This window comes from Undibacterium sp. RTI2.2 (assembly GCF_035018705.1).
Lineage (GTDB): Bacteria > Pseudomonadota > Gammaproteobacteria > Burkholderiales > Burkholderiaceae_D > Undibacterium.
Map to the genome: position 1 here is coordinate 1 of NZ_JASJXN010000023.1, position 24,831 is coordinate 24,831.

25 protein-coding genes and 1 pseudogene are annotated in these 24,831 nt (G+C 54.6%); 18 read left to right on the forward strand and 8 right to left on the reverse strand.

The window, feature by feature from the left end; all coding sequences use genetic code 11:
• Positions 1–76 precede the first annotated feature (76 nt).
• The 14 genes from QN395_RS13475 (at position 77) to QN395_RS13540 (ending at position 12,723) form a co-directional block, all read left to right on the forward strand.
• A complete protein-coding gene (locus QN395_RS13475; RefSeq protein ID WP_323492762.1) occupies positions 77–2,011 on the forward strand; it encodes a conjugal transfer protein TraG in 1,935 nt (644 codons plus the stop codon).
• Positions 2,008–2,493: a CopG family transcriptional regulator gene (locus QN395_RS13480; RefSeq protein WP_323492750.1), complete on the forward strand. Its 486-nt coding sequence runs from the start codon at positions 2,008–2,010 to the stop codon at positions 2,491–2,493. The genes QN395_RS13475 and QN395_RS13480 overlap by 4 nt, the downstream gene beginning before the upstream one ends.
• Entirely contained in the window at positions 2,490–3,506 is a 1,017-nt protein-coding gene (trbB, locus tag QN395_RS13485; protein WP_323492751.1) for a P-type conjugative transfer ATPase TrbB, read from the forward strand. Before QN395_RS13480 ends, trbB begins: the two co-directional genes overlap by 4 nt.
• Positions 3,503–3,880, forward strand: coding sequence for a TrbC/VirB2 family protein (locus QN395_RS13490; protein ID WP_322125596.1), 378 nt, complete (start codon positions 3,503–3,505; stop codon positions 3,878–3,880). The genes trbB and QN395_RS13490 overlap by 4 nt, the downstream gene beginning before the upstream one ends.
• On the forward strand, positions 3,877–4,149 hold the full coding sequence (locus tag QN395_RS13495) for a VirB3 family type IV secretion system protein (protein ID WP_323492752.1): 273 nt from the start codon (positions 3,877–3,879) through the stop codon (positions 4,147–4,149). Before QN395_RS13490 ends, QN395_RS13495 begins: the two co-directional genes overlap by 4 nt.
• Before the next feature lie 19 nt (positions 4,150–4,168).
• A complete protein-coding gene (gene trbE, locus QN395_RS13500; RefSeq protein WP_323492753.1) occupies positions 4,169–6,607 on the forward strand; it encodes a conjugal transfer protein TrbE in 2,439 nt (812 codons plus the stop codon).
• Positions 6,604–7,332, forward strand: a complete 729-nt coding sequence (trbJ, locus tag QN395_RS13505; protein WP_323492754.1) for a P-type conjugative transfer protein TrbJ — start codon at positions 6,604–6,606, stop codon at positions 7,330–7,332. The genes trbE and trbJ overlap by 4 nt, the downstream gene beginning before the upstream one ends.
• A 10-nt stretch (positions 7,333–7,342) precedes the next feature.
• Complete coding sequence (locus QN395_RS13510) at positions 7,343–7,612, forward strand: EexN family lipoprotein (RefSeq protein ID WP_323492755.1); 270 nt, start codon at positions 7,343–7,345, stop codon at positions 7,610–7,612.
• A gap of 3 nt (positions 7,613–7,615) precedes the next feature.
• Positions 7,616–8,977, forward strand: coding sequence for a P-type conjugative transfer protein TrbL (gene trbL / locus QN395_RS13515; RefSeq protein ID WP_323492756.1), 1,362 nt, complete (start codon positions 7,616–7,618; stop codon positions 8,975–8,977).
• Between the two features lie 25 nt (positions 8,978–9,002).
• Complete coding sequence (gene trbF, locus QN395_RS13520; protein ID WP_323492757.1) at positions 9,003–9,710, forward strand: conjugal transfer protein TrbF; 708 nt, start codon at positions 9,003–9,005, stop codon at positions 9,708–9,710.
• The gene (gene trbG / locus QN395_RS13525) at positions 9,707–10,720 is read left to right on the forward strand and encodes a P-type conjugative transfer protein TrbG (protein ID WP_323492758.1); all 1,014 of its coding nucleotides are present in this window, start codon (positions 9,707–9,709) and stop codon (positions 10,718–10,720) included. Before trbF ends, trbG begins: the two co-directional genes overlap by 4 nt.
• A 2-nt stretch (positions 10,721–10,722) precedes the next feature.
• Positions 10,723–11,976, forward strand: coding sequence for a TrbI/VirB10 family protein (locus QN395_RS13530; RefSeq protein ID WP_323492759.1), 1,254 nt, complete (start codon positions 10,723–10,725; stop codon positions 11,974–11,976).
• Positions 11,973–12,200 carry a DUF2274 domain-containing protein gene (locus QN395_RS13535; protein ID WP_323492760.1) on the forward strand — a complete coding sequence of 76 codons (228 nt, stop codon included), beginning with the start codon at positions 11,973–11,975 and terminating at the stop codon, positions 12,198–12,200. Before QN395_RS13530 ends, QN395_RS13535 begins: the two co-directional genes overlap by 4 nt.
• Positions 12,201–12,351: 151 nt before the next feature.
• On the forward strand, positions 12,352–12,723 hold the full coding sequence (locus QN395_RS13540; protein WP_322118364.1) for a helix-turn-helix transcriptional regulator: 372 nt from the start codon (positions 12,352–12,354) through the stop codon (positions 12,721–12,723).
• Here QN395_RS13540 and QN395_RS13545 read toward each other — a convergent pair.
• The 4 genes and pseudogenes from QN395_RS13545 to guaB all read right to left on the reverse strand — a co-directional run bounded on the left by QN395_RS13545 (position 12,701) and on the right by guaB (position 18,513).
• A pseudogene (locus QN395_RS13545) lies at positions 12,701–13,957 on the reverse strand (tyrosine-type recombinase/integrase). The gene QN395_RS13540 and the pseudogene QN395_RS13545 sit on opposite strands and share 23 nt — an antisense overlap.
• Before the next feature lie 293 nt (positions 13,958–14,250).
• Entirely contained in the window at positions 14,251–15,846 is a 1,596-nt protein-coding gene (gene guaA, locus QN395_RS13550; protein WP_322118362.1) for a glutamine-hydrolyzing GMP synthase, read from the reverse strand.
• Between the two features lie 96 nt (positions 15,847–15,942).
• Positions 15,943–16,992, reverse strand: a complete 1,050-nt coding sequence (locus tag QN395_RS13555; protein WP_322118361.1) for a diguanylate cyclase — start codon at positions 16,990–16,992, stop codon at positions 15,943–15,945.
• Between the two features lie 60 nt (positions 16,993–17,052).
• On the reverse strand, positions 17,053–18,513 hold the full coding sequence (gene guaB / locus QN395_RS13560; protein WP_322118360.1) for an IMP dehydrogenase: 1,461 nt from the start codon (positions 18,511–18,513) through the stop codon (positions 17,053–17,055).
• A 134-nt stretch (positions 18,514–18,647) separates the two neighbouring features.
• On the opposite strand from guaB, the gene QN395_RS13565 reads away from it, so the two are divergent.
• Positions 18,648–19,169 (forward strand): DUF4124 domain-containing protein, encoded by a 522-nt coding sequence (locus QN395_RS13565; protein ID WP_322118359.1) that lies wholly within the window; start codon positions 18,648–18,650, stop codon positions 19,167–19,169.
• 1 nt (position 19,170) lies between these two features.
• On the opposite strand, the gene QN395_RS13570 is transcribed toward QN395_RS13565, so the two are convergent.
• Together QN395_RS13570 and QN395_RS13575 are read right to left on the reverse strand one after the other, a co-directional pair.
• Positions 19,171–19,464, reverse strand: a complete 294-nt coding sequence (locus QN395_RS13570; RefSeq protein ID WP_322118358.1) for an RnfH family protein — start codon at positions 19,462–19,464, stop codon at positions 19,171–19,173.
• Positions 19,457–19,888, reverse strand: a complete 432-nt coding sequence (locus QN395_RS13575; RefSeq protein ID WP_322118357.1) for a type II toxin-antitoxin system RatA family toxin — start codon at positions 19,886–19,888, stop codon at positions 19,457–19,459. The genes QN395_RS13570 and QN395_RS13575 overlap by 8 nt, the downstream gene beginning before the upstream one ends.
• A 136-nt stretch (positions 19,889–20,024) precedes the next feature.
• Between QN395_RS13575 and smpB the strand changes: the two genes are divergently transcribed.
• Positions 20,025–20,474, forward strand: a complete 450-nt coding sequence (gene smpB, locus QN395_RS13580; protein WP_322118356.1) for an SsrA-binding protein SmpB — start codon at positions 20,025–20,027, stop codon at positions 20,472–20,474.
• A gap of 14 nt (positions 20,475–20,488) precedes the next feature.
• Here smpB and QN395_RS13585 read toward each other — a convergent pair whose 3' ends face one another.
• A complete protein-coding gene (locus tag QN395_RS13585) occupies positions 20,489–20,761 on the reverse strand; it encodes a hypothetical protein (protein ID WP_322118355.1) in 273 nt (90 codons plus the stop codon).
• Positions 20,762–21,077: 316 nt separating this feature from the next.
• Here QN395_RS13585 and ompR point away from each other — a divergent pair, with 316 nt between their 5' ends.
• The gene (gene ompR / locus QN395_RS13590; RefSeq protein ID WP_323492389.1) at positions 21,078–21,833 is read left to right on the forward strand and encodes a two-component system response regulator OmpR; all 756 of its coding nucleotides are present in this window, start codon (positions 21,078–21,080) and stop codon (positions 21,831–21,833) included.
• A gap of 97 nt (positions 21,834–21,930) precedes the next feature.
• On the forward strand, positions 21,931–23,274 hold the full coding sequence (locus QN395_RS13595; protein ID WP_322118353.1) for an ATP-binding protein: 1,344 nt from the start codon (positions 21,931–21,933) through the stop codon (positions 23,272–23,274).
• A 206-nt stretch (positions 23,275–23,480) separates the two neighbouring features.
• Here QN395_RS13595 and QN395_RS13600 read toward each other — a convergent pair whose 3' ends face one another.
• Positions 23,481–24,785: an MFS transporter gene (locus tag QN395_RS13600; RefSeq protein WP_322121557.1), complete on the reverse strand. Its 1,305-nt coding sequence runs from the start codon at positions 24,783–24,785 to the stop codon at positions 23,481–23,483.
• Positions 24,786–24,831 lie beyond the last annotated feature (46 nt).

Sequence of the window (24,831 nt, forward strand, 5' to 3'; positions counted from 1 at the left end):
GGTGACACACTAGGGTGGAAACTTTTGGACGCTGTTTCCACCCCTAATCTGGTAAGTATTGCACGCTGTTTGACAGCTGGGGCTATGGAGTGCCACCCAGTGGACGGCGGCAGCACTGGGATATCAGATGCGCCTCGGCGCGCCATGGTTCGACCTGTTTGGCACGCCGATCTATCACCCGTGGCGGCTGTTCGAGTGGTGGTACTTCTTCGACGCCTATGCACCCAACATCTTCCTGCGCGGCGGTGCAATCGCCGCGTGCAGCGGCTTAGCCGGTGCCATGGTGGCCGTCACCATGTCGGTGTGGCGCGCACGACAATCCAAGCTGGTCACGACCTACGGTTCGGCACGCTGGGCGCTGCCCGCTGAAATCCGCAGTTCCGGGCTGACCGGCCCTGCCGGCGTTTTCCTGGGCCGCAAAGATGGCGACTACCTGCGCCACGAAGGTCCCGAGCATGTGATGGCCTTCGCGCCCACCCGCTCCGGCAAGGGTGTCGGCCTGGTGGTGCCGACACTGCTTTCGTGGCCCGGCTCCGCCGTCATCCACGACATCAAGGGCGAAAACTGGACTTTGACGGCCGGCTGGCGCTCGCGCTTCTCGCACTGCCTGCTGTTCAACCCGACCGATGCACGCTCGGCCGCCTACAACCCGCTGCTCGAAGTGCGGCGCGGCATGCACGAAGTGCGCGACGTGCAGAACATCGCCGACATCCTGGTCGATCCCGAAGGCGCGCTGGAGCGGCGCAACCATTGGGAAAAAACTTCGCATGCACTGCTGGTCGGCGCGATCCTGCATGTGCTCTACGCCAACGAAGACAAAACGCTGCGTGGCGTCGCCAATTTACTGTCCGATCCGGCCTGCCCGTTCGAGGTGACGCTGCACCGGATGATGACGACACGGCACCTGGGCGAAACAACGCACCCGGTTGTCGCATCAGCGGCGCGCGAGGTGATGAACAAGAGCGAAAACGAACGATCCGGTGTGCTGTCCACCGCGATGAGTTTCTTGGGCCTGTACCGCGATCCCACTGTGGCCGAAGTCACGTCGCGCTGCGACTGGCGCATCGCCGACTTGATTGATGCCGATCACCCGGTGTCGCTGTATTTGGTGGTGCCGCCCTCGGACATCAGCCGCACCAAGCCCTTGATCCGCCTGATCCTCAACCAGATCGGGCGACGCCTGACCGAGTCGCTCGACGGTTCGGACGGCATCGCCCGCCGCCACAAGTTGCTGCTGATGCTCGACGAGTTTCCGGCACTGGGTCGGCTCGACTTCTTCGAGTCCGCCCTGGCCTTCATGGCGGGCTACGGACTGCGCGCCTTCCTGATCGCGCAGTCCTTGAATCAGATAGACAAGGCCTACGGCCAAAACCATTCGATCCTCGATAACTGCCATGTGCGCATCGCGTTCGCCACCAATGACGAACGAACGGCCAAACGCATTTCCGAAGCATTGGGCACCGCAACCGAATTGCGCGCGCAGCGCAACTACGCGGGCCATCGCCTGGCCCCGTGGCTCGGTCACTTGATGGTATCGCGGCAAGAGACGGCACGACCGCTACTCACACCCGGCGAGGTCATGCAACTGCCGCCCGACGACGAGGTGGTGATGGTGTCCGGTCATCCACCGATCAGGGCGCAAAAAATTCGCTACTACCTGGATGCGAATTTCAAGACGCGCATGCAGCCGCCGCCGCCATTGCAACTCGGGCACTACGCCGACGCACCGCCATTGCGGCCAGACGATTGGACCGGGCTGGCTATACCCGCCCCCGCCGCACCGACTTCCGGCTTGGTCATCCCCGCACACGGCGGGGCCATCGACGACGGCGGCCACCAGCAGCAGCCGGAACTGTCCGAAGTCGTATTCACGCCGGAACCAGAACACGCAATGGACGACCTGGGCCTGTTCGATGACGACGATTTGTCGCTGCCCACCCAGCTCGATCCACGCCTGCTACGCACGGCGCGGCTAGCCGCACTTGACCCTGATGACGGGATATCCCTATGAGCCGCACACGCCTGAACCTTTTCATCGAACACGAGCACGCCAAGCGGCTCGACGAGCTGGCGACCATGAAGGGCTTGTCCAAGTCCTCCATCATCGCCGCCGCGCTGGCCTCGTTCCTGTCGCCCGACTCCGGCGACCAGCGCGAAGCCGCCATCGCCAAGCGATTGGATCGACTATCCCGCCAGCTCGACAAGCTGGAGCGGGATCAGAACATCCTGATCGAGACGCTGGCGCTTTATGTGCGCTACTTCCTGACCGTCAGCACGCCGGTGCCGGAAGCGCATCAGGAAGCGGCCCGCGCTCAGGGGCGCGCACGCTTCGAGCAGTTTGTCGAACAACTCGGTCGGCATTTGCTGCGCGGGCGCAGCCTGGTCAAGGACGTGGTGGAGGAAATCCAGCCCGACCCCAGCCAGTTCTTCGGCCAGCAAGAAAACGCTCACGCCGCAGCGCCTGCCGACGAAGCTGCGGGAGCACCGTCATGAGCAACCCGCCGCGCGATCAGGGCTTGTCGGCCTCGCTGGCATTGGAACGTCGCGTGCGCATGCTGCGCACGGCGATGGGGCCGGACATCGCCAAGGCCTTGAACGACCCCGACGTGGTGGAAGTCATGCTCAACCCCGACGGTTCGTTGTGGATCGATCGACTGAGCAGCGGGCGCGAACCGCTGGGAGTCAGCCTCACGCCCGCCGACGGCGAACGCATCATCCGACTGGTCGCCGCCCATGTGCGCGCCGAAGTGCATGCGGGCAAGCCGCTGTTATCCGCCGAACTGCCCGAAACGGGCGAGCGTTTCGAGGGCGCGTTACCGCCCGTGACACCGGGGCCGGTCTTCGCGCTACGCAAGCGCGCAGTCAACCTGATCCGGCTCGACACCTATGTGGCCGACGGCATCCTGACCGAGGCGCAGGCGGCCTTCCTGCGGAGCGCCGTGCGCGAACGCCAGAACATCCTGATTGCGGGTGGCACCAGCACCGGCAAGACCACGCTGGCCAATGCCCTGCTCGCCGAGATCGCCGACACCGGCGACCGCGTGATTGTGCTCGAAGACACGGTGGAACTGCAATGCACGGCACTCGACCATGTCCCGCTGCGCACTCGCGCGGGCGTCGTGACCATGGCCGAGCTGGTGCGCTCGACCCTGCGGCTGCGGCCGGACCGCATCGTCGTGGGCGAGGTGCGCGGCGCCGAAGCGCTCGACCTGCTCAAGGCTTGGGGCACCGGCCATCCGGGCGGCATCGCAACCGTCCATGCCGGTTCCGCAGCGGGTGCGTTGCTGCGGCTGGAACAACTGATTCTTGAAGTCGCCGTGACCGCACCACGCGCCCTGATCGCCGAGGCCGTGAACGTCATCGTCTATATCGCCGGTCGCGGCAATGCGCGCCGCGTGCAGGAAATCGCCCGCGTCACCGGCTTCGACAGCCACGGCTACCAACTCAGCACGGAGCTGATGCCTTCTTTCCCTTCACTTTTATCAACACCCGGAGAACTGTCATGACACCTTTGCACATTTCAAACACTTCAAACACTTCCGTAAATCCGCTTCTGCACAACGCCCGCCTTCAAGTTGGTATGCAGATCATCGTCATGGCGGCGCTGTTGCTGTGCGTGGCGCTGCCTGCGCACGCGGCGGGCTCGAACATGCCGTGGGAGGCACCGCTGCAATCGGTGCTGGAGTCCATCCAGGGGCCGGTGGCCCGCATCATCGCGGTGATCATCATCATTACCACCGGCCTGACGCTGGCGTTCGGCGACACCAGCGGCGGCTTTCGCAAGCTGGTGCAGATCGTCTTCGGCCTGTCAATCGCGTTTGCCGCGTCCTCGTTCTTCCTGACCTTCTTCAGCTTTGCCGGTGGAGCGGTGATCGCATGAACACGCTGCCTGCTGACGCACCCGGCTTTGAAGTGCCGCTGCATCGTTCATTGACCGAACCGATTTTGTTGGGCGGCGCGCCGCGCACGGTGGCGATTGCCAACGGCACGCTCGCGGCTGCGGTCGGTCTCGGGTTGCAACTCTGGCTCCCCGGTCTTGCACTGTGGATCGTCGGGCACTCGTTGGCGGTGTGGGGCGCGCGAATGGACGCGCAATTCATGGCGGTGTTCGCGCGACACATCAAGCACCGCATGTTGTTAGACGTATGAGCCCCACGGAGAACACGCCATGATGCATCTTGCCGAATACCGCACACGCCCCGCGCTGTTGTCAGACTGGTTGCCCTGGGCCGGGCTGGTCGCGCCGGGTGTCGTACTCAATAAGGACGGCTCGTTCCAGCGCACGGCGCGGTTTCGCGGGCCGGACCTGGACAGCGCGACACAGGGCGAACTGATCGCCACGGCGGCGCGATTGAACAACGCGCTGCGCCGGTTCGGTTCGGGCTGGGCGCTTTTCGTGGAGGCCGAACGGCGCGAAGCGGCCGACTACCCGCAGTCGGTATTTCCCGAGCCGCTGTCGTGGCTGGTCGATGAAGAGCGCCGCGCCGTTTTTGAGGAAGCCGATAGCCACTTCGAGAGCACATACCACCTGACGCTGCTCTACCTGCCGCCAGAGGAATCAACGGCTCGCGCCGCCAAGCTGCTGTATGAGAACAGCAAGGTCGAAGGCGTGGACTGGCGCGAACGGCTGGAGGGCTTCGTGTCCGAGACCGAACGCTTCTTCGGTTTGCTCGAAGGGGTGATGCCGGAGATTGCCTGGCTCGACGATGGCCAGACCTTGACCTACCTGCATGCCTGCGTGTCCACGCGCCGCCATTCGGTGGCCGTGCCCGAAGTACCGATGCACCTGGATGCGCTGCTGGCCGATGAGCCGCTGACGGGTGGGCTGGCACCGATGCTCGGGAACCAGCACCTGCGCGTGGCGTCGGTGCGCGGTTTCCCGACCTCGACCTGGCCCGGCCTGCTTGATGACCTCAACCGCCTGGGCTTTGCCTACCGTTGGAGCACCCGCTTCCTGTGCATGGACAAGGCCGAGGCGGAGAAGGAACTGACACGGCTGCGCCGTCAGTGGTTCTCCAAGCGCAAAAACATCGTCGCGCTGCTGCGCGAAACCATCTTTCAACAGGAAAGCCCGCTGGTGGATTCCGATGCCTCGAACAAGGCAGCGGATGCCGATGCCGCATTGCAGGAACTGGGCAGTGACCAGGTGTCATTCGGCTACGTCACCGCCACCGTGACGGTATTCGATACCGATGCGACGGCCGCCGACGAAAAGTTGCGCGCAGTGGAGCGGACTATCCAGGGGCGCGGCTTCGTGACGATCCCCGAAACCTTGAACGCGGTTGATGCCTGGCTGTCGTCGATTCCGGGGCACGCCTACGCCAACGTGCGCCAGCCCATTGTCTCGACTTTAAATCTGGCCCACATGCTGCCGGTGTCGGCAGTGTGGGCCGGTCAAGAGCGCAATGCGCATCTTGACGGCCCGCCGCTGATCGTGACCCGCACCGATGGTGCGACGCCGTTCCGGCTGGTCACGCACATCGGCGACGTGGGCAACACGCTGGTGGTTGGCCCCATCGGCATGGGCAAGTCGGTACTGCTGGCCACTTTGGCGATGCAGTTCCGCCGCTATGCCGGATCACGCATTTTCGCGTTCGACATGGGGCGTTCGATTCGCGCCACCGTGCTCGGGCTCGGTGGCGAGCACTACGACTTGGGCGCAGATGGCGCTATCGCCTTCCAGCCGCTGGCCCGCATCGACCAGGACAGCTACCGCGCCTGGGCGGCCGAGTGGGTCGAAGGACGTTTGATTCACGAAGGCGTGGTGGTTGGGCCAGACGTGAAGGACGCTGTGTGGTCCGCGCTGAACAGTCTCGCCAGCGCGCCGCTTGATCAGCGCACAATGACCGGCCTGTCTGTTCTGCTGCAATCGAACGCGTTGCGACAAGCCTTGCAACCCTATGTACTGGGCGGTGCGCACGGCAAGCTGCTCGATGCCGACCACGACCGGCTCGGTTTCGCCGACGTGCAATGCTTTGAGATGGAAGAACTGATGCACAGCAAGGCGGCTGCGCTGGCCGTGCTGCGCTACCTGTTCGCGCGCTTCGAGGAGCGCCTGGATGGTGCCCCAACACTGTTGATCCTGGATGAGGCATGGCTGTTCCTCGATGACCCGGTATTCGCCGCGCGCATTCGCCAGTGGCTCAAAACGCTGCGCAAAAAGAACGTGTCGGTAATCTTCGCCACGCAATCTCTGGCGGACATCAAAGATTCCAGTATTGCGCCAGCCATCATCGAGAGCTGCGTGAACCGTATCTTCTTGCCCAATCCGCAGGCGACCGAACCGCAGATTCGCTCAATCTACGAAGGCTTCGGCCTCAATGCGCGGCAGATCAATATCGTGGCCACCGCCCAGCCCAAGCGCGATTACTACTACCAGTCGAGGCTCGGCAACCGGGTCTTCGATCTGGGACTTGGGCCGGTGGCGCTGGCATTTGCCGGTGCAGCGAAACCCGAAGACCAACGCGCTATCGACACCGTTTCCGCCTCAGTTCCACCTGCGGACTTCGCAGCCGCCTGGCTGCGCCATCGCGGCCTCGACTGGGCCGCAGACCTGATCCCCTCTTACCCATCGCGCCCCTTCACACCCCAGGAGAAACAGCCATGAAGAAAACCTTGCTTGCCATCGCCGTCGCCGTTCTGGTCGGCACCATGCCTGCTGCGCAGGCGCAGTGGGTCGTGATCGATCCGACCAACCTCGTGCAGAACATCATGACGGCCGCCCGAGCGTTGGAGCAGATCAACAACCAGATCAAGCAGCTTCAGAACGAGGCGCAGATGCTGATGAACGACGCCAAGAATCTGACCAGTCTGGACTTCAGCGCACTTAATCAGCTACGTGCAGCACTGTCCGCGACGAACCAGCTCCTGCAACAGGCGCAGGGGCTTGCCTTCAACCTGTCGCAGATGGAAACCGAGTTCGCGCGGCTCTATCCCAATGCCTATTCCGCCTCCACGTCGGGTAGCCAGATGTCAACCGACGCCCGCACGCGCTGGCGCAATTCGTTGGAGGCGCTGCGCACCGCGACCAAGGTGCAATCGCAAGCAGTACAGAACTTCGCATCCGACGAGCAGACCTTGACCGACCTCGTGAACCGCAGCCAGTCCGCCGTTGGCGCGCTGCAGGCCACGCAGGCGACGAACCAATTGCTGGCGCTGCAATCCCGTCAAGCCATCCAGGCACAACAGCTCCAGATCACGCAGGACCGGGCCACCGCGCTGGAGCAGGCCCGGCAGGTCGCGGTGCAGGAACGTGCCCGCGAGGTGAGTCGGCGCTTCCAGGGCGACGGCACGCCCTACACGCCCGCCCCAGTCAACTACTACAACCAATGAGGACTCGACCATGAAGACCCTTGTCACCGTTACCGCCTGCACCCTGCTACTGGCCGCGTGCGGCAAGCCGGCACCCACCGAGTCAGTCGAATCGCTGATGGCCAATCCCGAACGACTGAAAGATGTCCGCGCCCAGTGCATAGCCGACCACGCCAAGGTCGGCGATGCGCTATGCAACATGGCCGCCGAGGCCACGCGCCGGCGCTTCATGGGCAGCGGCACGCCATACACACCTACACCTGCGTCACCGGCTACGCCACGTTCCGCACCGAAGGACTGAGCCATGAACGACTTGTCGGTCATCGACCACTTCCTCGATGTCTTCTCGCGCTACATCGACTCGGGTTTCGGGTTGCTGCATGGTGAGGTGGCGTTTCTCACCGCCACGCTGGTGGTGATCGACATGACGCTGGCCGGGCTGTTCTGGGCCATGGGCGGCGAAGAAGTCATCGGCAAGCTGATCAAGAAAACGCTGTACGTCGGCGCCTTCGCTTTCATCATCGGCAATTTCAACAATCTGGCGGGCATTCTGTTTCGCTCCTTTGCCGGGCTCGGGCTGGTGGCGTCGGGTTCCACCCTGACGCAAGCGCAGTTTCTGCGGCCGGGCCTACTGGCCAAGGTCGGCGTCGATGCAGCGCGGCCCATCATGGTGCAGATCACCAGCATGACCGGCTTCCCGGAAGTGTTCGCGCACCTTGATGTCATCTCGGTGTTGTTCCTCGCCTGGCTGGTAGTGATCATCAGCTTCTTCGTGTTGGCGGTGCAGCTCTTCGTCACGCTGATCGAATTCAAGCTGACCACACTCGCGGGATTCGTGCTGGTGCCGTTTGCGCTGTGGAACAAGACGGCATTTCTGGCCGAGCGCGTATTGGGCAACGTGGTGTCGTCGGGCATCAAGGTGCTGGTGCTGGCCGTGATCGTGGGCATCGGTACAGGACTGTTTGCGCAGTTTCAGGTGCCGCCCGGCACCGAACCATCCATCGACCTGGCGCTGACCATCATGCTGGCCTCGCTGGCGATGCTGGGACTGGGGATCTTCGGGCCTGGGATTGCGACCGGACTGGTGTCCGGCGCACCGCAGCTCGGCGCTGGTGCTGCTGCCGGAACGGCGCTGGGTGTCGCTGGTTTGGCAGTGGCTGGTGGTGCCGCTATCGCATCAGGTGGCGCAGCGTTGGCGGCAGGTGCACGCATGGCGCCGGGTGCCGCGCGCGCGGCCATCGGCAGCGCCGCTTCGGCCGGGCGTGCAACCAGCTCTATGGCAAGCGGTGCGAAGTCCGCTTACCAGGCCGGTGCTGCGGCATCGGGCGGTAGCGGCGTTCGCGCCGCTGGCGCTGGCCTCGCCAATGTGGCCAAGAGCGGTGCCGGTGCTGTCGGCCAGCGTGTCGCAGCGGGTGCGAAAGCGGTCAAGGACCGTGTAGCGAATTTCGTCGCGGAGGCTGCTGCGCCTGCGGCGGCAGGCGGTGCACCCGAATTAGCCGAATCTACTGACGCCAAGCCCCCTGCGGGCGAGCCCGCTTGGGCCAAACAAATGCGGCGCAAACAGCAGGCAAGCAGTGCGGTCTCGACGGCGGCGCACACGTTGCGCTCGGGCGACCATGGTGGCAGCGGCGCCAGCCCGAGCCTGCGCGATGAATCCAGCACTTGACGCTAACCCTTGAGGAGAAAAATTCATGCTATTCAAACGACCCCAGGTGCGCTACTCGGAAACGCCCGAGCCTGTCACCCCCTACCAAGCCGCTGCGCAGGTCTGGGATCAGCGTATCGGCAGTGCCCGCGTACAGGCAAAGAACTGGCGGCTGATGGCCTTCGGCTGTCTGTCGCTGGCATTGCTGATGGCGGGCGGTCTGGTGTGGCGCTCAGCGCAATCCATCGTCACACCGTATGTGGTGGAGGTGGCCGCCGGTGGCCAGGTGCGTGCGGTCGGCGAAGCGGCCACGCCGTACAAGCCGAACGACGCGCAGATCGCCTACCACCTGGCGCGCTTCGTCACCGACGTGCGTTCGCTGTCGATCGATCCGATCGTCGTCCGCCAAAACTGGCTCGAAGCCTACGACTACACGACAGACAAGGGTGCGGCCACGCTGAACGACTACGCACGCACCAACGATCCATTCGCGCGCATCGGCCAGACCTCGACGGCGGTGGAGATCACCAGTGTGGTTCGCGCCAGCGAATCCTCGTTCCAGGTGCGCTGGATCGAACGCAACTATGCGAACGGTTCGCCTTCGGGCACCGAGCGCTGGACCGTCATGCTATCCGTGGTGTTGCAGCCGCCGCGCACCGAAGAGCGACTGCGCAAGAACCCGCTGGGAATCTATGTCAACGGCCTGTCCTGGAGCCGTGAACTCGACGCAACTGAAGGAGTGAAGAAACCATGAAAACACAAATCCGCATTGTCGCTTTGCCGTTGATCCTGAGTGCCACCTTGGCAACCGTCGCCGGCTGCGCCACGTATGGACAGCCGCCACCTGAAATCACGCTGGATGAATCTGTGGCGGCGCACGCGTTGCCTGAGCCACCCAAACCCATCGAGGTAGTCGAGGTGCCGAAACCGCTGCCGCTGCCCGAGCAGTTGAAGTCCTTGCGCAACGCACCCGAGGACAAACCGGCAACCGAATCGCCCGATGAGAAAACTCGCGTGGCGCGCGCCAATGCCGAAGCGCGCGTGGCCCCCAGCCGCGAAGGTTACATCAACGCCATCCAGGTCTGGCCTTATGCGGACGGCGCGCTATATCAGGTCTACACAAGTCCGGGCCGCGTCACCGTCATCGCCTTGCAGCAGGGCGAAGAACTGGTGACGGTCTCGGCCGGTGACACCGTGCGCTGGATCGTCGGCGACACGGCCAGCGGTGCGGGCGCCAGCCTGCGTGTTAACATCCTTGTGAAACCAACGCGCGTCGGGTTGAAGACGAACCTGGTCATCACCACCAATCGCCGCACCTACCTGCTTGAACTGTCTTCGACGCCGCAGGCGTGGATGGCCTCCGCATCGTGGGACTACCCGAAGGACCGCCTGCTGGCCTTGCAAAAGCAAGCGCAACAGGCTCAGACGGCTGCGCCGGTGGACTCCGGTTTGTCGCTGGAGCAGATCAAGTTCCGCTACGCGATTTCCGGCGACAGCCCACCGTGGAAGCCGCTGCGCGCCTTCGACGACGGCGAGCGGGTCTACATCCAGTTCCCCGCCGGCATCGCGCAAGGCGAGTTGCCGCCGCTGTTCGTGATCGGAGCGCAGGGGGATGGCCAGCTCGTGAACTACCGCTTCCGCTCGCCGTTTTACGTGGTGGATCGATTGTTCGGTGCGGCCGAGTTGCGACTGGGCGCTGACAAGGCCGCCGTTGTTCGCATTGAGCGCACCGATGGTGTGGGCAACACGGCACGGAGGCATTGAGCATGAGCACGCCCGCCACGCCACCACCAACTGGGTCGAATAAGGCCGACCCGGACACCATGGCTCTGCGCGCTTCGCCGCGCCCGGTCACGCGACTGAACCGGCGCATGCTGGCCGTCCTTGCGGGAACGCTGGGTGCGGTCGTATTGGGCGGCACACTGTGGTCGCTGCAATCGCACAAGCGCGAGCGCAACGCGGCCGCCGAGCTGTACAACGTGGACCGTGTCTCGCATGCCGAGAACCTCGACCAGTTGCCCAAGGATTATTCCAAGGTGCCGGTGGCTGCCAAACCGGTGCCCGTTTTGGGCGAGCCATTGCCGGGCGACTTGGGTCCGGCCATAGTGGCGCAGCGTAATGCGGGAGCGCCCGCGCAGGCTGGGCGCTCTGCGCAGCCGGGTGATGCCGAAGACGCGGCACATTCGGGGGTTTTCTTTCGCAGCGGTGCGGTCAAGGCAGCACCGTCGCCCACTGCGGCTACGGCCATGCCCGAGTCGGTATCTGCCAACCAGCCATTCAATCCGATGGCGCCTGCGGCCGCATCGGCGCAACCGACCGACCCGACGGCGGTGCAAAACCGGCAGGATCAGAAGCAGGCGTTTGTCGCCACTGGCGGCGACACCGCGACCCGCAATCCGGCCAGCTTGCAACTGCCAGCCTCTCCCTACCAGGTGATGGCGGGCACCATCATTCCGGCAGCACTGGTAACGGGCATCAATTCCGACCTGCCGGGACAGGTCATCGCCAATGTCACCGAGGCGGTCTACGACACGGCCACGGGTCGCTTCCTGCTGATTCCGCAAGGCTCGCGCTTGATCGGCCGCTACGACAGCCAGGTGTCGTTCGGCCAGCGGCGCGTGTTGCTCGTTTGGACGCGGTTGATCTTGCCCGATACCTCATCCATTTCGCTCGACCGCCTGCCCGGCATCGACCCGGCGGGTTATGCCGGACTGGAAGATGGCGTCGATTGGCATTGGGATCGCATCCTCGCTGGCGCTGCGTTGTCCACGCTGCTCGGAGTCGGTGCCGAACTGGCTGCGCCTGATCGCACCGGCAGCGATAGCAAAATCATCATTGCCACGCGCCAGAGCGGGCAGGACACAGTGAACCAGGTCGGTCAGGAGATCACCAAACGCAATGTGAGCATCCAGCCGACGCTCACTATCCGGCCCGGCTTTCCGATGCGGGTCATGGTGAACAAGGATCTGATCCTGCGGCCATATCAACCGCTGTTCTTCCAGAGGGGATCGTCGCAATGAGCATATCCACCAGCAAGCTGCGGCTGGGGCCGCTGCCGACCAAGACCGAGACAGTCAAAATCACCATTGCGCTCACCACCGCGTTGAAGACCGATTTGGAACGCTACGCCGCGCAACATGCTCAGACCTACGGCGAGCCGATTGATGCCACGACGCTGATCCCGCACATGCTCGAAGCGTTCATGGCGCGGGATCGCGGCTTCAAGAAGAGCAAGGCGAAGTGATGCACAACCACACCGCGTGAGCGCAATCGGAATACGCTCATGCACGCCTGAGCGAGTTTTCAATAGATGCCGGAAAGATCACCATCACAGGACCGTATTTATATCGGCCGTTGCAATGCACGCAGCAACTGCCCTGCTGATGGAGAAGATCATGAACAAAGCAGATCGAAGTTTGCAGGCCGCGAGGTCGAACAACGACTCTGATGCAAACGACCTGCACGGCATGCCGCTACCACGACTGATCGCGCCAAATATCTTGCCGTTCCGACGCACGATCCGCCGTCCCGAGTTGCGACAAATCGTGCCTCTGGCCGACACCACGATCTACGACATGGAACGGCGCGGTGAATTTCCGCGCAGGTTCAATCTAACCGCACGCTGCGTGGTGTGGGATTTGACGGAGGTAGAGGCATGGCTTGATGCGCGTCGCCAAGCTTCCGACAGCGCGCAGATAAAACGAGCCCCCTCGCCGGACGTGCGTCAGCGCAAGCACCGCCCCGTCAAAGCAACGCCTGTGTCGTGATGATCTTCATCGACGGGGGCAGCAACGTCGGGGTGTGCGATTCGCCGGCCACCCAGGCGTCAACCATATCGGCCCACTCTTGCAGCATGTGGCGGCGCTGCTCGGCGTATTCAGCCTTGTTGTAGATGCCGCGTGATGAACGGCCATCTTCGTGGGCAAGACACTTCTCGATCCAGTCACTGTTGAATCCCAGCTCGTTGAGGATGGTTGAACCGGTGCGGCGCAGGTCATGCACAGTGAAATTTTCGATTGGCAGACCCTTCGCTTTCGACCGCTCCACGACTATCTGCCCGACACGGTTCAGCGTGGCGTTCGACATACACTTGTCGCCGTCATAGCGCGAAGGCAACAGGTATCTTGAACCACCGGCGCAGGTGCGCAGTGCGATCATGATGTCGAGCGCCTGCTGGGACAGATAGATGTTGTGGGCCTTGCCGGCCTTCATGCGGGCTTTTGGGATAGTCCACAGTGCATTCTCGAAGTCGATCTCATCCCACGTCGCGTGGATCAGTTCGCCTTTGCGCACCAGCGTGAGCAAGATCAGCCGCAGACCCAGTTTGATGGTCGGGTACGAAGCGACGTACTCCAACTGCTTGAGCATGATGCGTATCTCGGACGGCGACAGCGCTCGATCCCGTGCCACGAAAGTGGCGATCGACGATGGTCCAACGTCGTCAGCAGGGTTGGCCACCTTCTCGCCGTGCAAGATGGCAAAACCGTAGATTTGCTTGATGATGTCGCGAACGTGGATTGCCGTTGCTGGCGCTCCCCTCCCCTTCACCTTGTCGCACAGATCGCGCAGGTCATCAGGACTGATCTCGCTCAGCAAGCGGCTCTTGAACACAGGCAGGATATCCCGGTCAAGGATGCTCTTGCGCATCGACCGCGTGCTGTCGGCCATCCGCGCACCCTCGTACCACTCGTCGGTAAATTCCTGGAAGGTTTTGGCGTCCGAAAGGCGCCTCTTCTCTCGCTGCTTTTCCTGCGCCGGGGACTGTCCTTACGAAACTGCCCGCTTCGCGTCGATGCACTTTTCGCGTGCACGGGCCAGCGACAGACCGCCTGGCCCATAACGGCCAATCGTCAGCGTTTCGCGCCTGCTATTGATCCGGTAGTCATAACGGAACGTGACGGTACCCGCCGTCGAGACCGTCACATACATGCCATCCCTGTCCGTCACCTTGTAGGGCGCATCCTTGGGTTTGAGATTCTTCAGTGCGGTATCGGTCAGCATGGTGTCCTCCTGAGAACGGCAATTTTACCGTCAACGGCTCAAAAGACACAGAATGCTCTGAAACCCGCATGAATACTAGCCTTTTCTCTTATTTTTTACCGTCAGCGCCGAAAACAGTCAGACGGTAAATATTTTTAGATGACTTGCCTAGCTTTCATTACCGTCAGGATTACCGACAAAAAGTTTCGCTTGTCGTCAATAGATGCCGATAGCTTTCGCGATATAAACCTATATAAATCAATAAGTTAAGTTACTTTTCCGATAGTCCGCGAAAGCTGCCGAAAGACCTAAAATCATTCCCACTCGATCGTGGCTGGTGGTTTACCGGAGATATCATAAACAACGCGGTTGATGCCACGTACTTCGTTAATAATACGGTTAGATACTTGACCTAACAACTCATGCGGCAAATGTGCCCAATGCGCTGTCATAAAATCTTGAGTTTGAACTGCGCGCAAAGCGACTACATATTCATACGTACGGCCATCGCCCATCACGCCGACTGACTTGACCGGCAAAAATACGGCAAATGCCTGACTGGTCGCGTCATACCAGGACATGGCTTTGTCCGCGGCCAAACCTTCAACTTGAGTGTTACGCAATTCCTCAATAAAAATCGCATCAGCACGACGCAGTAAATCGGCGAATTCTTTTTTCACTTCGCCCAAAATTCTGACGCCCAAACCGGGACCCGGGAAAGGATGACGATATACCATACCATGAGGCAAACCAAGTGCTACACCGAGTTTACGAACCTCATCTTTGAACAATTCACGCAAAGGCTCAAGCAATTTCAAATTCAGCGTATCTGGCAAGCCACCTACATTGTGATGACTCTTGATCGTGTGCGAACCTTTTTTGCCCTTGCCTGCACTTTCAATCACATCGGGATAAATCGTCCCTTGCGCCAGCCATTTTGCGTTTTCGAGCTTGGCGGATTCTACCTGGAACACTTCAACAAACTCACGGCCAATGATTTTACGCTTGGCCTCTGGATCAGTAACACCAGTCAAATGTCCCATAAACTGGGCAGTTGCATCGACATGAATCACTTTGACACCGAGATTATTGGCAAACATTTCCATGACCATTTTGCCTTCATCCAGACGTAACAATCCATGGTCGACAAATACGCAAGTTAATTGATCACCGATTGCGCGATGGATCAATGCAGCAGCCACGCTGCTGTCGACGCCTCCAGATAAACCCAGAATGACTTCATCGCTACCAACTTGTGCACGAATAGACGCGACTGCTTCGGCGATATAATCGGGCATATTCCAATCCGATGTACAGCCACAAATATCGTGTACAAAGCGGGCAATAATCGCCTCGCCTTGCAGAGTATGAGTAACTTCGGGATGAAATTGCACCGCATAAAACCGGCGATCTTCGTCTGCCATTGCTGCAATCGGGCAATTGTCTGTTGAAGCCATTAGTTTAAAACCGGACGGCATTTCATTCACTTTATCGCCGTGGCTCATCCAGACTTTGAGCATGCCATGACCTTCTGACGTGACGAAGTCGTGGATATCCTTAAGCAAAGCGGTATGGCTGCGGGCTCTTACCTCTGCATAGCCAAACTCACGGACTTTACCGGTTTCTACCTTGCCGCCTAATTGCTCGGCCATGGTTTGCATGCCATAACAAATTCCCAAGACGGGTACACCAGCGTCATACACAGCCGCTGGTGCGCGTGGAGTATCGCCTTCGGTCACGCTACTCGGGCCGCCAGATAAAATAATACCGGCAGCACCGTAGTTACGAATAAATTCGTCGCTAACATCGTAAGGATGTACTTCAGAAAATACGCCAGCATCGCGGACACGACGAGCGATTAATTGGGTGACTTGTGAACCGAAGTCAAGAATGAGAATTTTGGAATGCATGGCGTTGGATGTAAAATCTGATTAGTAATTCGATTGGTAATTCGGCAATTAAATTCGGTCTGAAAGCTTAGTAAATAAATTAGCTCAATATCCAGATTAAATGATGATATCTGGCTGATCAATTGTCGCTTGCGCTACATGATTGCTGCCTGCTTGCTTAGCTGATAGAAGCGCTTTTTCTGCGAGGCTAATTAAAACCTCTGGTTCTGCGGCAGGAAACATATCAGTCGAAACGATGCCAGCGCTGACGGTCAAACTGACTAACTCTTGCTCTATAGTGTCCGGGTGTGACATCACTGATATTCTGATACGCTCAGCAACAGCAGTTGCAACCAAATGCGAGGCGCCGGGCAAGACAATCAAAAAAATATCGTTGCCAAACCGACCCAATGCATCAAATGGACGAACACATGAGCGAATACGACTAACAACCCGGATCATCGCTATATCGCTGAAAGCTATCCCGTGCTTATCTCTGATGCTGAGTATCTGATCGAGAGTAGAAAAAATCAATGACAGTGGCTTTTCAGCCTTGCTACATCGCTCCATCTCAATTTTGAGCGAGCGAACAATCGCGGCTTTATTCCAGGTACCTAAAACCGGATCAATTAATGAGTCGCGCTTGAGACTGCGATTTTGTTTGATCAATTCCAGCTGAGCCTGATGCATGACGCCAAATGCTATTTCACGCTCAATCAAAACAGCTAAATCAGCAAGCAAGAGGCGAGATTCATCATCGAATTCACGTGCCTGGTAGTCGATCAATACAATATTGCCAATAACATTATTGGTCTGATCAGTAATCGGGTAAGCCACATAAAAACGGATATACGGCGCGCCCAATACCAACTCATGCGTCGATAAAACAGGATGATTTGCCGCATCTCCTGCGACTAACAAATCACTGGCTAGCGGAAGACTCTGGCAAAACATGGCTTCAAATGACGCCATAGAGCGTTCATTGGGATCAAATCTGGTAGAAAAATCACCCAAATTAATAAGGCAATTTGACACATTAAACAGTCTTAATGCGACGCGTTCAAACCTTGCGATCTTGACTTCAAATGTCTCAGAAGGAAGGCCGCTACTGCCCACGTTCATTTGAATTGATGTCGTCAGGCTAGAACGTTCTAGCTGTGTTGCCATGTCTCTCCTTCTATTTTTATACAAACTAAGCCAAGCGGGCCGTCAACCGATATGTCTTAATCAATCAGCCCGGTAGTTTGGAGCCTCTTTCGTGATCTGGACATCGTGAACATGTGACTCTTTCATACCAGCCGAAGTAATTTCAACAAACTCTGCTTTGGTATGCAAGTCTTCGATAGAAGCACAACCACAATAGCCCATGGACGAGCGCACACCACCAACCAATTGGTACAAAATAGCTAAAACGCTACCTTTATAGGCTACGCGTCCTTCAATTCCTTCAGGAACCAGTTTATCGGCGTTGTTAGAAGCATCTTGGAAATAACGATCCGCGGAACCGTCTGCCATTGCTCCCAGACTTCCCATGCCGCGGTAGGATTTATAACTACGGCCCTGGAACAAAATAACTTCGCCAGGCGCTTCTTCAGTACCGGCAAACATGCTTCCCATCATCACAGTTGATGCACCTGCGGCTAAGGCCTTAGAGACGTCACCAGAAAAACGCACGCCACCATCGGCGATACATGGCACTCCAGTACCTTTAAGTGCATTCGCGACATTCGCGATCGCGGTGATTTGCGGCACACCAACGCCAGCAACAATCCTCGTAGTACAAATAGACCCTGGGCCAATACCAACTTTCACAGCATCCGCACCGTGTTCAACTAGCGCTAACGCTGCGGCGGCTGTGGCGATATTGCCACCAATGACTTCGATATGCGGATAATTTGTTTTTACCCAGCGAACCCGATCGAGAACACCTTTAGAGTGACCGTGTGCAGTATCAACAACAATAACATCGACCCCTGCTTTAGCAAGTAAATCGATACGTTCATCATTATCAGCACCAACACCAACGGCAGCACCGACGCGCAGCTTGCCATGTTCGTCTTTCGATGCAAATGGATGCTCGGTCGATTTTTGAATATCCTTGACTGTAATCAATCCACGTAATTCGAATTGATCATCAACAACTAAAACACGCTCAAGCCTATGCTTGTTCATTAAACGCTTAGCCTCGGCGAGATCAGCGCCCTCTTTGACAAAAACAAGTTTGTCGCGTGGTGTCATCTTGGCGCGGACTTCTGCATCAAGTTCTTCCTCAAAACGCAAGTCACGATTTGTGATAATTCCAACAACTGCCTTACCTTCAACTACTGGAAAACCACTGATGCCATGCTGCTGGGAGAGCGCAATGACATCACGGATTTTCATAGTCGGCGGAATCGTAATTGGATCACGCAATACACCAGACTCAAACCGCTTAACCTTAGCAACTTCTCTTGCCTGCTCTTTTGCAGTAAGATTTTTATGAACAATACCAATACCACCTTCCTGTGCCATAGCAATCGCCAATCTAGCTTCAGTAACGGTATCCATTGCAGCCGATACCAAAGGAATATTAAGTTTGATGTTACGCGTTAGAAACGTCGTAAGGGATGTATCTTTAGGGAGGATGTCCGAGTATGCTGGAACGAGTAGCACGTCATCAAAAGTGAGTGCTTTTTGGAGTAAACGCATAGTATTTCCTATAGGCGCAAAACCGAATTATACAGAAAACTTGCAGACTCGTCTTGCCAAGTGTAAAACTCTTGTAAATGATAGTCTAAGTAATATTTATAATTACAATTGTTTATAAAACCTGAAAGCTGAATATGTCTAAATATCAAACCTTCATCATTGGAAGCGCATTGATTGCCTTAACTTCTGCTACGGTACATGTGTCTGCATATGCTCAATATATATGGCTGGACGAAAAAGGTAGCAAACAATTTTCTGATATGCCGCCGCCAATCAACACACCGAAAAGTCGGATTTTAAAAACACCATTTAAAACTGCGGAAGATAAATCAGTAGCAACTGGCGCTTCAGAAAATACAGATAAAAGCAATACTCCAAAAAAACTCGAAAAACCGGTGACTACTGCGACCAAAAACGAAGATTTTCAGAAAAGGCGGACAGAGCAAGCAGAAGCAGAAAAAAAAGCTGCAGAAGAAACTCAAAACAAAGCTGACAGGGGAAAAAACTGCGAACGAGCCAAATCTTACCAACAGACATTGGACTCAGGAGCAAGAATAGCGACGACAGATAAAAACGGTGAAAGAAATTATATGGACGACGCCCAAAGAGCTAAAGAGTCGGCGGACGTCAAACGAGCGATTGCTGATTGCAAATAATTTATGTTGAATATTTTTTTGCCCTTCGGCGGCGAGCCTCCATTGGGTCAGCCAGTAATGGCCGATAAATTTCAACTCGGTCACCAGCACGCAAAATCGTATTTTCTGATTTCAACTTACCAAAGATTCCAATTTTGCACTTAGCTAGATTAACATCCTGACGCAGCTCACAGATTCGACTTTTTTTAAATGCATCTAATAAAGTGGATTCTTCTGAAACACAAATATTGAGTAGCGTTATTTCTTTTTGGTCGCAGTAGCAAACTTGCACAACGATCATGTTGGAGTCACCCATACAGCTTCTCGGCACGAGCGCAAAAAGAATCGACGAAGCTATTCGCGATTTTACTAAACACAGGACCAATCAAATGTTCTAGTATCGTGCTAGAAAATTCATAGTTTAAATCGAAGTCTATTTTGCATGCATCCTCTCGCAATTCACTAAATTTCCACCGGCCAAGCAATTGCTTAAACGGGCCATCAACCAAGGTCATCTCCATCAAATTCGGCGGAGTGTTAGTATTTTTGGTAGTAAATCTTTGCTTGATACCATGGTAATTGATGGATAATGAAGCGACTAAATCTTGCTCGGTTCTTTGTGCGACGCTCACATCACCGCACCAAGGCAAAAATTGAGGATAATCCTCTACACGCTCAACTAATGCAAACATTTGTGCTGCGCTGTAGGTAACAAAAACCGTTTTATGTACGACTGCCATTGATCAGACCCATTTGCTAAAATCATATTTTCGTATCTGAAATTTTAACCGACTCATTCCCTTTTCAAATGAAAAAATGCACGTTGTTTGCATCAAAACATGAAGAAAGTGAATATAAAACTAATTTTTATACTGCATGAGTATTGCTGATAACAAAAAAGCTTTCCACGATTATTTTGTGGAAGAACAATTCGAGGCTGGCGTTGTATTACAAGGCTGGGAGGTCAAGTCCATCCGAGCTGGACGCGTCCAACTAAAAGAAGCATATGTAATCGTCAAGGGTGGAGAGATTTTTCTATTCGGCGCGCACATTGGCGCCTTGCCAACAGCCTCAACTCACATCCATCCAGATTCTGTACGCACTCGCAAACTATTATTAAATGCGGAAGAAATTAAGAAGTTGATCGGAAAAGTGGAGCGAGCTGGCTACACATTAGTTCCTCTTAACATGCACTATACCAATGGAAGAATTAAATGTCAGATCGGTTTAGCTAAGGGTAAAAAGCAGCATGATAAGAGAGACACAGAAAAGGATCGTGACTGGCAGAGAGAACAGCAGAAAATCATGAAACAGAATCGTCGGTAGCAAGAAAAAATAATTTACTTTGCAGGGATATAAATTTCTTGTCCTGCATCTTGAATTTGCCGCCTTAAAGCACGGCGCTCGTCTGCTGTAAGGCGGCTGCGTTTTTGAATTGCGCCCGATTTACCGTCAGCACGGCCTGAATTTTTTTTATCTGCGTTAACATCGTCCATTGCAGCGTCAATGCTAACTTCTTTGTTGGCTTTTTTCTCTTCTTGACGCTGTGCTTGAACGTCTTTGTGTTCTGATGATTTATTATTTTGAGACTTGCCAAATCCAAGAAAACCCACTTTGGCATGCCCAGGGTCGGCACCTACCTCGCATGAGGCAAATATCGCAAGTGCAAAAACAAAGGAGTATCTTGAGTACAGCATATTTATTTAGTATTCAAAAAATGAGGACGATTTAATATAACAATATTTTTTTACTTATCAAACAAATAAACATAGCCTATTTATTTTCTATCACTTACTATATTTCATAGCTTAGTTTCAGTCTATGCCTTGTTATATTCAAACCACGCAGCAAATCAGTAAAGTGTGTAACAGTTTGTAATGGCTCACAAAAAAAGCTAATCAATTTTATTTCTAGCGGTAACATAACGCTATGAATAATATAAATTCCTCTATGGACAGTCCAAACATTAGCAAAGCTAAAATCTTAGTTGTGGATGATGACGTGCGCTTGAGAGATTTGTTGCGCCGCTACCTCACAGAACAAGGCTTTAATGTTGTCAGTGCCGAGAATGCTCAAGCAATGAATAAGCTTTGGATACGCGAGCGCTATGACTTATTAGTGTTAGATTTAATGTTACCAGGAGAAGATGGACTTGCGATTTGTCGTCGTCTTCGAGGGGCAGGAGATCAAACGCCAATCATAATGTTAACGGCAAAAGGGGAAGAGGTTGATCGTATTATTGGTTTGGAAATGGGAGCGGATGATTATTTACCTAAACCTTTCAGCCCACGTGAATTAGTCGCACGTATTAATGCTGTTTTGCGCCGAAAAGTTCCGACTGAATTGCCTGGCGCTCCATCGGAGGGGCCTCAAACATTCGAGTTCGGTGATTTTATACTCGACCTGGCTACTCGAACACTGAAAAAAGATCACGAAAATATCAGCTTAACTACTGGTGAATTTTCAGTACTTAAAGTGTTTGCGCGGCATGCAAGACAACCTCTCTCACGCGAAAAATTAATGGAATTGGCACGTGGCCGTGAATACGAAGTCTTTGATCGCAGTCTAGACGTCCAGATCTCACGCCTTAGAAAATTAATTGAGCCGGATCCTTCAAATCCTCTGTATATACAAACAGTTTGGGGCTTAGGGTATGTATTCATCCCCGACGGCCAATCACGTTAAATCCTTTTGGTGTAGTGGTTGCAAAATTACTGTACTCACATTGCAACTACGCGTGATGACTTAGCAGTTCAACTAACGCTACCCAAGCCATCACTTAATGCGCTCTTACCTGAATAGTTTCGAATGGCCAAAAAGTGGTCTGTTTTGGCGCACATTTTTTTTGTTAGCTTTACTCGTCATGAGTAGTATGGCAGTTTGGTTCGCCAGTTTTAGAATGGTGGAACGCGCACCAAGAGCCCAGCAAATAGCCGCACAAATATCCTCCATTGTCACTATTACCCGTGCGGCTCTGACCCACTCAGCGCCAGATAAACGACGCGAGCTACTATTCGACCTGGCAAGTAATGACGGAATTCGTGTTTACTTATTAGAAGAAACCGATGACATTGAATCGCAAGACAGGACTCCAGCATTTGAAGAATTGCGCGCATCAGTTCAAAAAAAATTAGGAACTCATACTCGTTTTGCCAAAAAAATGAATGGCGTAGACGGTTTTTGGGTCAGCTTTGAAATTGATGACGATAGATACTGGCTGAGACTAGATCAAGAGCGAATAGAACAAGCAACTGGAATACAGGTATTAGGTTGGGCTGCAATTACTTTATTTTTAACATTGATAGGTGCAGCAATTATTTCAAAATTGATTAATGATCCATTAGCAAGAATCAGTGTTGCGGCACGCATGTTAGCCAAAGGAAAACAGCCTAGGCCTTTACCAGAAAAAGGGCCAAAAGAAATTAGGGAAACCAACTCTAGTTTCAATCAAATGATGGAAGACTTAGAGCGAATAGATTTAGACCGTACAATTATTCTTGCTGGAATATCGCACGACCTAAGAACCCCATTAGCTCGCATGCAACTTGAAGTAGAAATGGCAAATTTATCTGCTGAGTCAAGACAAGGCATGCAATCCGATTTGGGTCAAATGGACGAGATCATCGGGCAATTCCTTGACTATGCTAAACCCATCGATGCAGCAACACTCAATCAAATTGATCTAAGCGATTTACTTTTGCGGGTAATAGAAGAATTTTCACGATTAACCGATGTTCAGATAAATTCGTCGATACTTCCTGACATGTGGATCAATGGCAATGCGATCGAACTAAAAAGACTATTTAACAATATTATTGAAAATGCTCGGCGCTATGGAAAAACATCCGGTACCGATTTAGTCAACATCGATCTCCACTGTGAATATAAAAATAAAGAAAAAAAACAAGGCTTTATTATTAGTTTGAGAGACTACGGTAATGGGGTGAACGAGGAAGACTTGATCAGATTATTGCGCCCCTTTACAAGAGGTGATGTATCACGAAGCCAGGCAAATGGTTCAGGGTTGGGACTAGCTATTGTAGAAAAAATTACTCAACAACATGACGGTACGCTGCGTATTTCAAATCATAGTAATGGTGGATTCGTTGTAACAATTTTCCTGTAAATTCACATAAAAATGCCTTATTACAGTATTGAGGCACCAAGCACTTTAAATAGATTTATAAAAATCTGACGTTCATGAATTTTTAAACCAAGATATAAAAATTATAACTAACGTTGTTAGCTATCAGCTTATATCCGGGCTGAAATACACGTCTCAAAACAATGAGCCGTGTATTTTAATTTTCCACTCAAAACAATAAAACTAGCTTAATTCTTAATCTCTAAAGCTCGATTCAAGCTAAGTGCTGCCATCGAGCACGCTGCACCGGATAACAGGTACAGACTGACGTATTCAAGACCGAAATGAGAAGACAGTCCAAGTGCCACTAATGGTGCAAAGCCTGCGCCCACTAGCCATGCCAGATCAGAGGTTAAGGCAGCACCAGTATAGCGATACTTAGGTGCAAAATTGGCAGTCACGGCACCGGCAGCTTGGCCGTAAGATAACCCCAATATACTAAAACCTAACAAGATAAAAATATCTTGCCCAAGCTCGCTACCACCTAACAAAGCCGGTACAAATCCGCTCAGTACGGCAATCATCAGCGCCAAGGTGAATAACATCTTACGACGGCCGATACGATCTGCGACCAGGCCAGAGATAATAATGCCGACGATCATCAACACCGCGCCTATCATCTGTATCTCTAAAAACCCACTTAGCGAGCGTTTGGAATAAATCGTAATCCAGGATAACGGGAACACCGTGACAAGATGAAACAGTGCGTAGCTAGCCAAAGCCGCGAGCGCACCAATCAACAGGTTACGACCTTGTGAGCGGGTCATCTCAACGATATTCGTTGGCTCCAGCTCACGCTCATCCAATAGTCGCTTATATTCGTTAGTAGAAACCAACCTCAAACGGGCAAATAACGCGACTACATTAATCGCAAACGCGACATAAAACGGATAGCGCCAGCCCCAATCCAAGAAGTCTTCAATAGACAAATTTGTGACCAGATAAGCGAACAAACCGGCAGCAATCATAAAGCCAACCGGGGCGCCTAATTGCCCTAACATCGCGTACCAGCCACGTTTATTTTGTGGCGCATTTAGAGCAAGTAAAGAAGGCAAACCGTCCCAAGAGCCGCCCAGCGCAATGCCCTGCCCTATCCGCAGCAAAGAAAGTAACACGATAGAAGTTACGCCAAGATGGGAGTAAGTCGGGAGGAACGCGATCCCAGCGGTGGAAATACCAAGCAAAAATAAGGCAATGGTGAGCTTAGCTTCACGCCCCAATCGCCGTTGGATTTCCATAAAAGTCACTGTACCAAACGGACGGGCTAAGAATGCAAATGAAAAAATCACGAAGGCGTAAAGAGTGCCTTCTAATCGTTGCTCAAAAGGAAAAAAAACCTGAGGAAAAACCAGCACCGACGCGATCGCATACACGAAGAAATCAAAATATTCTGATGCTCGACCGATCACAACACCAATTGCGATCTCTCCCGGGGCAATCGAGGAATGATCAGATTTAGTATTTCTGACATTCCTAATTGTAGAATCTGTCATATAGTTGGAAGGCAGTTCGTTATCGTTTGTACTCATGCTGGCCATA

Coding starts and splice junctions, on each gene's coding strand:
- QN395_RS13575 (WP_322118357.1), bottom strand. CDS start 19,888: ATGGCAGTCGTACATAAAACGGTTTTTGTTACCTACAGCGCAGCACAA.
- QN395_RS13535 (WP_323492760.1), top strand. CDS start 11,973: ATGAGCATATCCACCAGCAAGCTGCGGCTGGGGCCGCTGCCGACCAAG.
- trbG (WP_323492758.1), top strand. CDS start 9,707: ATGAAAACACAAATCCGCATTGTCGCTTTGCCGTTGATCCTGAGTGCC.
- trbE (WP_323492753.1), top strand. CDS start 4,169: ATGATGCATCTTGCCGAATACCGCACACGCCCCGCGCTGTTGTCAGAC.
- QN395_RS13490 (WP_322125596.1), top strand. CDS start 3,503: ATGACACCTTTGCACATTTCAAACACTTCAAACACTTCCGTAAATCCG.
- trbF (WP_323492757.1), top strand. CDS start 9,003: ATGCTATTCAAACGACCCCAGGTGCGCTACTCGGAAACGCCCGAGCCT.
- trbL (WP_323492756.1), top strand. CDS start 7,616: ATGAACGACTTGTCGGTCATCGACCACTTCCTCGATGTCTTCTCGCGC.
- QN395_RS13540 (WP_322118364.1), top strand. CDS start 12,352: ATGAACAAAGCAGATCGAAGTTTGCAGGCCGCGAGGTCGAACAACGAC.
- ompR (WP_323492389.1), top strand. CDS start 21,078: ATGAATAATATAAATTCCTCTATGGACAGTCCAAACATTAGCAAAGCT.
- QN395_RS13555 (WP_322118361.1), bottom strand. CDS start 16,992: ATGGCAACACAGCTAGAACGTTCTAGCCTGACGACATCAATTCAAATG.
- QN395_RS13600 (WP_322121557.1), bottom strand. CDS start 24,785: ATGACAGATTCTACAATTAGGAATGTCAGAAATACTAAATCTGATCAT.
- smpB (WP_322118356.1), top strand. CDS start 20,025: ATGAGTATTGCTGATAACAAAAAAGCTTTCCACGATTATTTTGTGGAA.
- QN395_RS13480 (WP_323492750.1), top strand. CDS start 2,008: ATGAGCCGCACACGCCTGAACCTTTTCATCGAACACGAGCACGCCAAG.
- QN395_RS13495 (WP_323492752.1), top strand. CDS start 3,877: ATGAACACGCTGCCTGCTGACGCACCCGGCTTTGAAGTGCCGCTGCAT.
- QN395_RS13510 (WP_323492755.1), top strand. CDS start 7,343: ATGAAGACCCTTGTCACCGTTACCGCCTGCACCCTGCTACTGGCCGCG.
- QN395_RS13530 (WP_323492759.1), top strand. CDS start 10,723: ATGAGCACGCCCGCCACGCCACCACCAACTGGGTCGAATAAGGCCGAC.
- trbJ (WP_323492754.1), top strand. CDS start 6,604: ATGAAGAAAACCTTGCTTGCCATCGCCGTCGCCGTTCTGGTCGGCACC.
- QN395_RS13570 (WP_322118358.1), bottom strand. CDS start 19,464: ATGGGTGACTCCAACATGATCGTTGTGCAAGTTTGCTACTGCGACCAA.
- trbB (WP_323492751.1), top strand. CDS start 2,490: ATGAGCAACCCGCCGCGCGATCAGGGCTTGTCGGCCTCGCTGGCATTG.
- QN395_RS13565 (WP_322118359.1), top strand. CDS start 18,648: ATGTCTAAATATCAAACCTTCATCATTGGAAGCGCATTGATTGCCTTA.
- guaA (WP_322118362.1), bottom strand. CDS start 15,846: ATGCATTCCAAAATTCTCATTCTTGACTTCGGTTCACAAGTCACCCAA.
- QN395_RS13595 (WP_322118353.1), top strand. CDS start 21,931: ATGCGCTCTTACCTGAATAGTTTCGAATGGCCAAAAAGTGGTCTGTTT.
- guaB (WP_322118360.1), bottom strand. CDS start 18,513: ATGCGTTTACTCCAAAAAGCACTCACTTTTGATGACGTGCTACTCGTT.